Here is a 10,718-nt window from a genome sequence, read left to right as displayed (position 1 = left end):
AGCTATTCACGGCTGCTTTTTCTCCTTCCACAAACTCTTTAATACGCACATTGCTGACGAAGCGCCGCGTTCTGGAAGGAGGAATTTCCGCCCATGCATAATCCGTTTTCAAACGATCCACACGAAGTTTTAACAATTCTATATCATCATTAAATGTAAACATATCAGTGGAATAGTCAGGTCGCTCAACCCCTTCTTTATTGACACGTACAGGCATTTGATAGCGCAAACTCGAATGCATCAAATTAAACCAATCATCAAAATCAATGTCATCAAGTAACTGTGCTTCGGTATATAACCACTGTTCTAGCTCATATTTTGCCAACATTTTTTCCATGCTCATGTTTCTTCCCCCTTCCGCTCTTTACTTTGTCATTAATTCCAGCCAGTATTTATAGAAGTTACGCTGACTTGCTTCTGTAAATTTATCGTCATAGGCAACACCTGGTCCGATAAAATCAACCGGTTCACGGTGAAGACCCATTGTATAGTTATAAGTTAGCTTCTTTTCAAGAGGCATTGGCCCTTGGGCCGTTTCTGTAATATCCGTAAACACTTCTGTGTCATCTTGTTCAAAAATACCAGATGGGCTAAACGTCAAAATAAACGAATCTCTTGAGCGATCTTTCCAGTCTTGAGAAGCATTTTTCTCAACGAGCATCCAAGCGATTACTTCCATTTTATTAAGACCAATCGGCCTCCACATTCTTATGGAAGTATTAGAAATTAACTGGTCCTTTACTTTTGTATGGGAAATTAAAAATGACATATTCGGAAAAACATTTCCAATCATGTTTTTCAGGTTGGATAATACTTCATACTGTTCTTCAGACAGATTACTTTTATATTCATCTATCAACTCTTCCGGAAAAGCAAAATCGGGATTCGGCATTCCTAAGTTTAGCCCATGTCCGTTTTCCGTATGGATTTGATAACCACGCTTGGAATACGTTGCACTTGGTACCATACCTAATTTTGCAATCGAACCATGAGTGACCATCGTATGATAGGAATCACCAACAAAGTTATCCGAACCGATTTTCCAGTTTGCATTAACAACGAATCGTTGCGGTGCCCCAATCACTTCCATTTCCGCGCGACCAACAAGAATATCCAAATACCATTTGAAATCACCGAGAAACTCGTCAAGTGGCTCCGCGTCTTCATTCCATGTTCCGAATAAAAGACCCTTGAAGGAGTCAATCCTCAGCTGATGAAGACCCATTTTTGAACGATCAAGCTCATCTCCATAAATACCCTTTTGAAGTGGAACTCCAACAAGCTCACCTGTATTTTTAAAATTAAATCCATGATATGGACACGTAAATAACGACTTATTCCCTTTGTCAGCCCTACATAATTTCATTCCGCGGTGTGTGCACATATTATAGAAAGCATGAATTTCTCCTGAACTATCACGTGTAATAATCGTCGAATAGCCTGAAAGTTCACGTGTCATGAAGTCCCCTTTGTTTGGAATTTCCGATTCGTGCCCTAAAAATACCCATGTTTTTAAAAATACTTTTTCATGCTCTAAATCATAAACATTTCGATTTCCAAGAAGGTAAGCAGGAACTACCCCTTCCCCCGGCTTGACTGTTTCATTTAAATAATCAACTAATTGCGCTTTCGATATTTCTTCTAAAGATTTCTCCGTTTTAAGCATACTTTTCTCCTTTCTCTGCAGGCATTACTTAAACTATTATCCAACCTGAACAGTCTCGTCTTTGTTTTGCAGCGTAGCCAGTACACTTAATGCAGCTAAATAACTTGTTTTTGGGTTGCTTGGCATCGGGTCATTTTCGACTTCAAGCTTCAGTTTGCCGAATGAGCCTGACGCTTCAATGAAGTGGCTATTTTTCACCACATCTGGATCGGCAATAATTTTTACTTTTGTTTTTTCAGAGCCAAGACCAGCTAAAGATAATACAATCGCAACATTAATATTTCTTGGAAACTGTTTAATTGCCTCGGCAGCAGAGCCTTCAAATAAAACGGTTTCTTTTTTTAAACGTGCATTGGCTTGCAATGCGCTTGGTGGCTTTCTCGTTGTAATCGACACTGAGTCAAGCTCATTTAAAGCTTTTGCGGATTTTAATACATCAAGTCCGCCGATGGCACCAGATGGAAGAAAGACGGCTACATTGTTTTTTTGACAAATTTCACGTACACTTGCTTCAAAAGTGGCATCGACCATCACTCCTATGCTGCTTAGTAACAAATCTTTTCCTCCTTCAAGCACTTTCAATGAATGCTCTTTAGCCGCTTCAATGGTAGCTGCTTCAATAACTAGGTCCACGTTAGAATGAAGAAGGGAGTCAACATCATGATAAGGCTGTGCACCGTATTTTTCTGCAATTTCGGATGCAACTTCTTCGCGGCGTCCATAAATGGACACGATTTTTCCACCTGGAAGAAGTCCGTCTATATTTATTGCCTGAAGCAGAAATTCACCGATATTACCGCACCCAATTAATCCTAGTTTCATATCCTATCTTCCTTCCTCAATCGGCAAACCCATAGGAATCTGCGAAAAGTTCAAGTCCACCATGTCTCGTTTCCCGGGATACACCACTTTCTTTTAATCCTGGAAAATCAAGAGCCAAATCACTGAATACAGTATGATTGTTATGGAAAACAGCTCCCGCCTCTAAGCGATCAGCTATATTAATAGCTGCCTCTTCATTCTCAGTCCAAATAGATGCCCGTAAACCAAATTCACTATCATTCGCTAACTCAATTGCTTCATCCATATCAGAGAATGACAAAATAGGGATGACGGGTCCGAATTGTTCAACCCGAACGATTTCGCTTTGCTGATTGACTCCCGTAACAATTGAAGGAAGCATATAATAACCTTGATCCCATGTTTCTGGGTTAAGTTGAATGCCAACTGTTTTTACATTTGCTCCTGACTTAGATGTACGTTCAATTAGATGATTTACATATTCAAACTGCGCTTTATTATTTAACGGCCCCATCGTTACATCCGGTTGAATACCATCACCAACCACTACCCGTTCAAACTCTTTTGTTAATTTTTCAACGACTTCATCATAGCGTGTTTCATGGACATATATTCGCTTAATCGCTGAGCATACTTGGCCTGAGGCGCGTAGAATACCCGCTTTTAGCCGTTTGATTGCCAATTCATCGAGTTTAGCGTCTTCTACAATAATTGCCGGGTCATTGCCGCCCAGTTCCATATATACTTTTTGGAGACTTCCCGCTGACTTTTTCATAATATCTTTTCCTGTTTCTGTGCTGCCTACAAAGGCAACAGTACGTACGCGTGAATCAGCGCAAAGGGCATCCCCGATTTTTTTTCCTGAACCTGTCACAATATTAATAACACCTGGTGGAAAATGTTTAGCAACTACTTTTAAAAAGGTCATAATGGTTAACGGACAATTGGTAGCAGGTTTCACAATCACCGTATTTCCTGCTAAAACAGCTGGTATGACTCGTTTAAACGTTAGGATCATCGGTGAGTTCCAAGGAGTTATCACCGCTGCGACACCTCTTGCCCTTCTTCTAATTTGGACGTTTTGATTTCCTGGAAGTACTTCTGGTTTCCACCAGTTAAGTAATTCTGCTGCGCCGCCCCTCATAACCTCTACACAACGTAGTAAATCTTTTTTAGCCTCTACAAGTGTTTTTCCATTTTCCCGTACAAACAGGGAAACATTTTCCTCGACAATATTTGCTACCTCATCTGCTGCTTTGTTCATCCGGGAAGACCTATCTTCAATATCCGAGAGGGACCAAGTTTTATAGGCGCTATCCGCTACTTCTATCGCTTTATCGACGATTTCCTCTGAACATATTGCCACTTGACCAACTACTTCTGACTTGTTTGCAGGATTTATAACATCGGCCTTTTTATTATTTTCTTCCCATTCTCCACCAACGAGGTATTTCCCCGATACATCTGGATATGTCGTAATCAATTTTTGTCCTCCTTTATAGTTTTTTTGGTTTAAATGCCTCCGCTGCTCCTGGAGGTCCACCGAACGGTTTTGCCATTGGTCCAATTGCTTCCATATCGACCACGATCATAGACGGTTTACGTTTTTCTTTTGCCTTTTTTAGTTCACTAACAAATTCATCTCCAGAACCTATCCTTACAGCATCAAAAAGTATGGACTCTGCAAGTTTCACAAAATCTGGACTCAATAAATCGACTGCTACCTGACGTCCATACGCAGCGTCTTGAATATTGCGAAGAACCCCGTATCCTGAGTCATCAAACAACACAATAATAATAGGTAAGTTTTCTTCTGCTGCTGTTGCCAATTCCCCGACATTGACCATAAACCCGCCGTCTCCAGCCATGAGCACAACTGGTTGATCTGGACAACCTATTTGCGCACCAATTGCTGTTGGAAGACCCTGGCCAATACCGCCGCCTGATGCATGAATCGAAGTTCTCGGTTCATAAATTTCAAATAAACGACTTCCCCAAACGTTTGCTTGTACCGTAACGTCGCGTACTAAAATGGTATCCCGTGGCAATATTTCTCTCATGCCATCTAAAAGTTGCTCAAATGGTCCAAGCGTTTCACGAAGCTGAGTACGTACTTCATCTCTAAGGGAACGTACTTCCTCCACATAGGAAGGTATGGCAGAAACTGATTTTTCTTTGAGCTTTTGAACTAAAGCTTCTACTATTTCCTTTGCGTCACCAACTAAACCGTATGTTGCATTATAGTTTCGATTAATGGCCTTCATATCCGCATCGATCGAAATATGTTCTTCCGGTACAGGTACTTTCCAATTAGACGTTTCATTCCCTCTAAAACGTACCCCCACGCTAATTAATAAATCTGCTTTCTTTAAAAAATCTTTTGTAGACTCATAAGCTGCAAAATGTCCTATGCATTGCTCGTGATCTTCCGGGATAGAACCTTTTCCTGATTGACTTGTAATCACGGCAGCGCCAATCACTTCTGCTAATTTTTGTAGCTCTTGCGATGCATTAGAACTGATAACACCACCGCCTGCCCATATTACTGGACGCCGTGCTGCAACAATTTTTGCAACTATCTGTTCCGGAATTAATATGGTTGATTGTGAATATGATGCTGTCATTTGTATTCTTTCAAGGGAAACATCTTCAATAATTGCCGATTGGTAGTCAATCGGAATTTCTAGCGAAACCGGTCCTGACGGTGCAGTTAACGCTTGCTGAATCGCATTACTTACAACTGAAGCTGTTTGCTCGGGCTTCATTAGCCGGACAGCATGTTTACATGCTCCATTCATCATCGAAAGTTGGTCTTTGCACTCATGTATGTACCCTCTGCCTGTTCCAAGATACGAAGACGCGACTTCCCCGGTAAGATGTAGAAGCGGAACACCGGCTGCCCAAGCTTCCACTAGTGAACCCGCTGCATTTCCTGCTCCCGTTCCTGTACTTGTAATCACTACACCCAATTTCCCCGTCGCACGTGCATAACCATCTGCCATATTAACCGCACCACTTTCCCCGCGCGAACAAATGAGTTTAATGCTTCCCTCTCTTAGAATCGCATCATAGATGGGCATATTATGAATACTGACAATCCCGAAAGCGACCTCTACTCCTGCCCTTTTCAGCTCTTTTACAACTGCATCGGCTGTCGTAAACTCCATTACTTCTTCATTTTTCATTATGGAATCCTACCTCTTTTTATTAATTTATTAAAGTGCCTTACCAATTGCACCTGCGGCTTCAATTGTTGAACCAGCTACATAGCTAGCTTTATCGGAAGCAAGAAAGACAATGACACTTGCTACTTCTTCCGCTTCTCCTACTCGTCCGAGTGGAATATTCCTCTTTTTCGCAAGATCTTCGTAATATTCTTCCGGTTCCATATCAGGAGCATTTTTTAATCTTCTACGTTCCCATTGGTCCGTCCTAATTAACCCAAGACTAACGGAATTCACTAAAATATTGTCTAAAGCAAGTTCTTGAGACAACGTTTTACTTAAATTTAAAAGGCCAGCCCTTGTTGCTGCTGTCGCTACCATGTGACGCTCAGGTTCTTTTGCCAACGTTGCATTAATATTAATAATCCGTCCGCCGCCTCTTTTTACAAGGTGTGGATGAGCTGCACGAATGGCATAAATGATAGCAAAGTATTTTAGTTGAATTTGTTCTTGCCACTGTTCATCTGTAATGTCAAAAAAGTAGCCCATCACACTTTGTCCGGCTGCATTCACTAAAATATCAATCCCATTAAATTTTTCTGCTGCGCCTTTAATAAATGAATCCACATCCGCTTTTGAGGTAACATCACAGGTTAATGCTAATATATCTTTTTCATCACCGAAGGAAAGTAAGTGAGTTTGAGCATTTTCTAAGCGCTCTTCGCTTCTACCGCAGATAGCTATTTTTGCACCTTCATCCAAAAACATTTCTGCTGTTTTTAAGCCAACACCCGACGAGCCGCCCATTATAACAGCAACTTTCCCTTTCAAACCTAAATCCATCTCATCACCCTCTTATAAAAAAAGTCCCTCTTCATGCTTTCATGTTGGATATGAGCATGATGTAAAGCCCACATCGTCCTAATTGATTAATACTGTAAATAGGGATTCTTCTGAATCCTCTATCCTTTTAATCCCACTTTCGGATGCTAATGAACTTCCACTTCTGCATCTGCCCAGCCTGGATCCGGATCTCCCCCCATTGCTTTACGCGCTTCAGGTTTCGGTGGTCCTGCAACCCCCCATTGATCCATTAGATGCGGCACACGTTTCCATACACGTGCTCTCCACTCGGACTCGTCTTCAATTGTTTCAAGATAGCATGTATACTCCATCACAAAACCACCTTGATCCTGGAAATAACAAAATATATTGTTTCCTGGTCCATGACGTCCAGGTCCCCATAATTCACTGTATCCGGCTTTTCGAACATTACTTATGCCACGCATTAGTTCATCGACTGTATCAACCTCGTATGCAATATGATTGACTGAAGCGTGCTCCCCCTGATTAAACGCAATAGAATGGTGTTTCCGATTGCACCGTAAGAAAGACATCTGGTGCTCGCTCCAATCCGTTACCTTAAAGCCAAGTACATCAGTATAAAACTCAACAATCATATCTAGATCTTTGGTATTCATAACAACATGGTTTAATTTCACAGGATCCACATTCTTCTTATTCCAAATGGACGTATGGACTTCCACCCAAGCTGAAAGCTCTATCACACGATTTTCCGGATCCAAAAACCGAAGACCATACCCGGCTCCTGCTTCATCCAAATATCCTGGTTGTTGGATAATACGTACATCTTTGGCTTTTAAGATTTCAGCTGCACGATTGACTGCGTTATTATCAACCATCCCAAACGATATGTGATGTAAACCACGCTTATCCCCTTTATGAAGGCTTAAAATATGATGTTCTGGTCCAGCACCACGAAAATAAATTTTATTGCTTTCTTCTTCCGGCACATCGACTCTATCTAGACCCCAAATCTTTTCATATAGCTCTACTTGTTCGTCAAAGTTGGGGGTAATTAGACCAATATGTCGTAAATGAGTAATTCCAAGCATGTTTATACCTCCAATGAAATAGGTATCACCTAGATTAGTTAGCGCTTTCATTCAATCATTAACAGAAAAGAGAGCTGCATATTTCCAACATGCAACGCTCTCTTCTGTTTACGTAACTAATTCTTAATGATCGCTTCTCTTTCCTTTGCACGTTGTATCCTTACCTCTTCCAATTCGCTGCCTTCTGGGTACGTTGGCAAGTTCGGCTTTACCGCTCCAAGCATAACGAGCATGCGAGCCTCCTCTTTCCCATCATTTCTGATTCCCCGATAAACTCCTGGAGGGCTGCTGATACAGTCTCTGGCATTCAATTTAATTTCATGGACTTCACTATTGCTGTCTTCCTGAATCAATGCCGTAACGTCTCCCTCTAGAATAAAAAATACTTCTTCTACATCATCGTGGAGGTGTAACGGTCCGATACATCCTGGAGGAAGCACCATTGTACTAAGCGTAAAATGTTCCCCAGTAATTACATTTGTATCATTATTCGCAGTTGCACCGCGTCCAATATATCTCATTTGCGCACGTCTATAAGCTGGATCAATTTCCTCTTGAAACTTTAATACGTTCCAATCAAGTGTGCGATCTTGCAAGCGAGCTACGTATTTTTTTTCAAATTCTTTAATGGAAAACGTTTCTTTTGTCATTTTTAAACCCTCTCCTTCATTCATTGATTGCAAAACAATATGTTTTATATGTGAAACATTGTTTTACTTATGAATTAATTCTAAATTGGGAACAACCATGTTGTCAAGAATATTTACAGAAAATTAAAAAGTGTTTTAATAGTAAAACATTACTGCAAATCCAAAAGGACCATAGAAAGCTAATTGCTGAAAACAGGCTATCATTATCCAAACAAAAAAAGAGTGGGTATCTTAAAACGGATACCCACTCTTTTATAAAATTATTAAAGAATTATCTACTGCTTTTTTAAAACACTCTTTTGACTGAAACCCATAAAACTTGATAGCAAATGGGAAGTTTCCAGTACTTTCGGCAAAGCTATTTTATCCATAAAATCTTCTTGGTATGCTGATTCTGTCGCTACTACATTCAACGCCGCTAAAATTTCTCCATTTTTAGTGAAAATCGGTGCTGCAACAGAACGGATACCCGGATGGAATTCCCCACTTGTTATCGCGTATCCATCTTGTCGTATCGTTTCTAGTTGCTTTTGAAACTCACTTGGTACTGTTAACGTCCTGTCTGTAAAAGGCGTTAGATTTGAGGTATGAAACAATTGCATCAGCTTTTCTTTTGATTGAAAAGCAAGGAGTAATTTTCCATTGGCCGTTGCGTGAGCCGGGAGTCTCAAACCTATATTCACATTAACCGCGGATACTCCCCTGATCGGCGCACTCCCTACATATACCACTTCTGGCCCATCTAAAATTGACAAATGACAAGAAGCACTGACTTCATCACGTAAAGTTTCCATGTAAGGCTGAGCAATTTCCGGGAATTTTAAACTGTTTACATAGCTGAAACCTAATTCAAGTACTTTTGGGGTTAATTGATATTGTTTTGTATTTTCATCCTGAGACAGGTACCCCATCTGTTGAAGTGTAAATAATAAACGATACGGTACCGTCCTGCTTACACCAAGCTGTTTTGCTATTTCTGAAAGCGATAAACTCGGTTGTTCTTCGTTAAAAAGCTTAATAATCTCCAACCCTCTTACTAATGAATTGGCACTATACTTTTCTTTCTCTCCACTCGCCATTCAAATATTCCTCCTGGTATTATTATTCTAATTCCCTAGCTTCTCAAAAAATGTGGGGAAGTTTTTATCAACTTTATTATTCATTTTCACCCTAAAATAAATAAAAAGTTAAATCAAGCTAAATAAGCTCACTAACACTCATCCCTCATCAATAAAAGAAACTATAGTCTAACTTGCATTAACCGAATTAATCATTTTTCAGTAACTTATTGTTTTATATGGGAAACACTATTTATCGTAAATTATAGTTTTTTCAGAATTCAAGGTCAATGAATTTAATTTTGTATTTTGAACCACAACTTATTTTATAAATAGAATTACTTTAAGTTATTAGAACTTTCCACACATAAAACACACCAATTGGAGAGAAGATTTAAAAATATACAATTGACAAACTATTCTAATTATTCTATCGTTAAAAGTGCTTTTATTTTCAAAATACAAAACTTTGTTTTGCCTATAAAACATAATGATTGTAATCTTATAGTTTGGCGAAGAAAGATTTGAAGATTGGAGGGAAACTATTTTAATAATTGAATCATGTAACTCAACGTTTTTTATAAAACTTGTTCGCTTTTCTTTAGATTTGTAAGCGCTTTAATTCGTTTAAAAGGAGAGGATAGTATGTTAAAGGGGCAAAAAAGGTGGCTATACATCGTTGTACCAATTTTTTTCTTTTGGTTCTTTGGACAAATCGATAAGGTTGGCATCTCCGTCATTCAAACAGATCCAGAATTCTTGAACGCACTCGGTATAACAGGTGAAGATAAAAATGCCAAAATCGGTCTTCTAACGTTTGTCTTTACAATTGCTTATGGTGTATCAAACCTTTTTTGGGGCTTCATTATTGATAAATGGGGTGCACGAAAAACAGCTATTGCAGGATTAGTTGTTTGGACTCTAACAATGATTGCATCAGGTCTCTCCACTTCCTATGAAATGTTTTTAGCAAGTCGTATTATTCTTGGTTTTGGTGAAGGAATGATGATTCCTGTATCTGGTAAATTTATTTCTGCGTGGTTTAACAAGCGAGAATTAGGACGTGCTCAGGCATCATGGCTTGCGGGGAACTATTTAGGGCCAGCTGTTGGGGCAATTGGATTGGTGCTTATTATTTCAGCACTCCACTGGCAAGCGGCCTTCTTTATGCTCGCATCGTTCAACTTAATTATTAATATTCCTATGTTTATCTTCCTTACACGAAACACACCAGAAGAACATTCTCGTATCACTAAAGATGAACTGGCTTTTATCCGTCAGACCGATGATGAGGAAATTGAAAATATTTCGTCTGAAAATAAGAGCTTTGCCCAAGATTACCGCTTTTGGGTGGTCTGGCTGGGTATGATTGTATGTTCTTTCCTTTTTTTCGGCATCAGTATTTGGCTCCCAACATATCTCATTGAAGCAAAAGGATTTGATAGTGAGGGAATGTCGAGCAT

At 39.7% G+C, this 10,718-nt stretch carries 10 protein-coding genes; 1 reads left to right on the top strand and 9 read right to left on the bottom strand.

Annotated elements, in window-relative coordinates; all coding sequences use genetic code 11:
* The 9 genes from HP456_RS14345 to HP456_RS14305 all read right to left on the bottom strand — a co-directional run.
* Window positions 1–343, bottom strand: a 343-nt coding sequence (locus tag HP456_RS14345; RefSeq protein WP_172252249.1) for an aromatic-ring-hydroxylating dioxygenase subunit beta, incomplete at its 3' end; no start/stop codon positions are given.
* A 21-nt stretch (window positions 344–364) separates the two neighbouring features.
* Window positions 365–1,666: an aromatic ring-hydroxylating oxygenase subunit alpha gene (locus tag HP456_RS14340; protein ID WP_172252247.1), complete on the bottom strand. Its 1,302-nt coding sequence runs from the start codon at window positions 1,664–1,666 to the stop codon at window positions 365–367.
* A gap of 36 nt (window positions 1,667–1,702) precedes the next feature.
* Window positions 1,703–2,488 (bottom strand): aspartate dehydrogenase, encoded by a 786-nt coding sequence (gene nadX, locus HP456_RS14335; protein ID WP_172252245.1) that lies wholly within the window; start codon window positions 2,486–2,488, stop codon window positions 1,703–1,705.
* Between the two features lie 16 nt (window positions 2,489–2,504).
* Complete coding sequence (locus HP456_RS14330) at window positions 2,505–3,950, bottom strand: aldehyde dehydrogenase family protein (RefSeq protein WP_172252243.1); 1,446 nt, start codon at window positions 3,948–3,950, stop codon at window positions 2,505–2,507.
* Between the two features lie 13 nt (window positions 3,951–3,963).
* Window positions 3,964–5,652, bottom strand: a complete 1,689-nt coding sequence (locus HP456_RS14325) for a thiamine pyrophosphate-binding protein (protein WP_172252241.1) — start codon at window positions 5,650–5,652, stop codon at window positions 3,964–3,966.
* A gap of 30 nt (window positions 5,653–5,682) precedes the next feature.
* The gene (locus HP456_RS14320) at window positions 5,683–6,474 is read right to left on the bottom strand and encodes an SDR family oxidoreductase (RefSeq protein WP_172252239.1); all 792 of its coding nucleotides are present in this window, start codon (window positions 6,472–6,474) and stop codon (window positions 5,683–5,685) included.
* Between the two features lie 146 nt (window positions 6,475–6,620).
* Window positions 6,621–7,547, bottom strand: coding sequence for a VOC family protein (locus tag HP456_RS14315; RefSeq protein ID WP_172252237.1), 927 nt, complete (start codon window positions 7,545–7,547; stop codon window positions 6,621–6,623).
* Between the two features lie 116 nt (window positions 7,548–7,663).
* On the bottom strand, window positions 7,664–8,197 hold the full coding sequence (locus HP456_RS14310; RefSeq protein WP_172252235.1) for a cupin domain-containing protein: 534 nt from the start codon (window positions 8,195–8,197) through the stop codon (window positions 7,664–7,666).
* Between the two features lie 275 nt (window positions 8,198–8,472).
* A complete protein-coding gene (locus HP456_RS14305; RefSeq protein WP_172252233.1) occupies window positions 8,473–9,276 on the bottom strand; it encodes an IclR family transcriptional regulator in 804 nt (267 codons plus the stop codon).
* 624 nt (window positions 9,277–9,900) lie between these two features.
* On the opposite strand from HP456_RS14305, the gene HP456_RS14300 reads away from it, so the two are divergent.
* Window positions 9,901–10,718: MFS transporter (locus HP456_RS14300; RefSeq protein WP_172252231.1), on the top strand; the 818-nt coding region annotated here is incomplete at its 3' end.

This window comes from Bacillus haikouensis, assembly GCF_013179555.1.
Lineage (GTDB): Bacteria > Bacillota > Bacilli > Bacillales > Bacillaceae_B > Rossellomorea > Rossellomorea haikouensis_A.
This window is presented reverse-complemented; position numbering and strand designations above follow the sequence as displayed.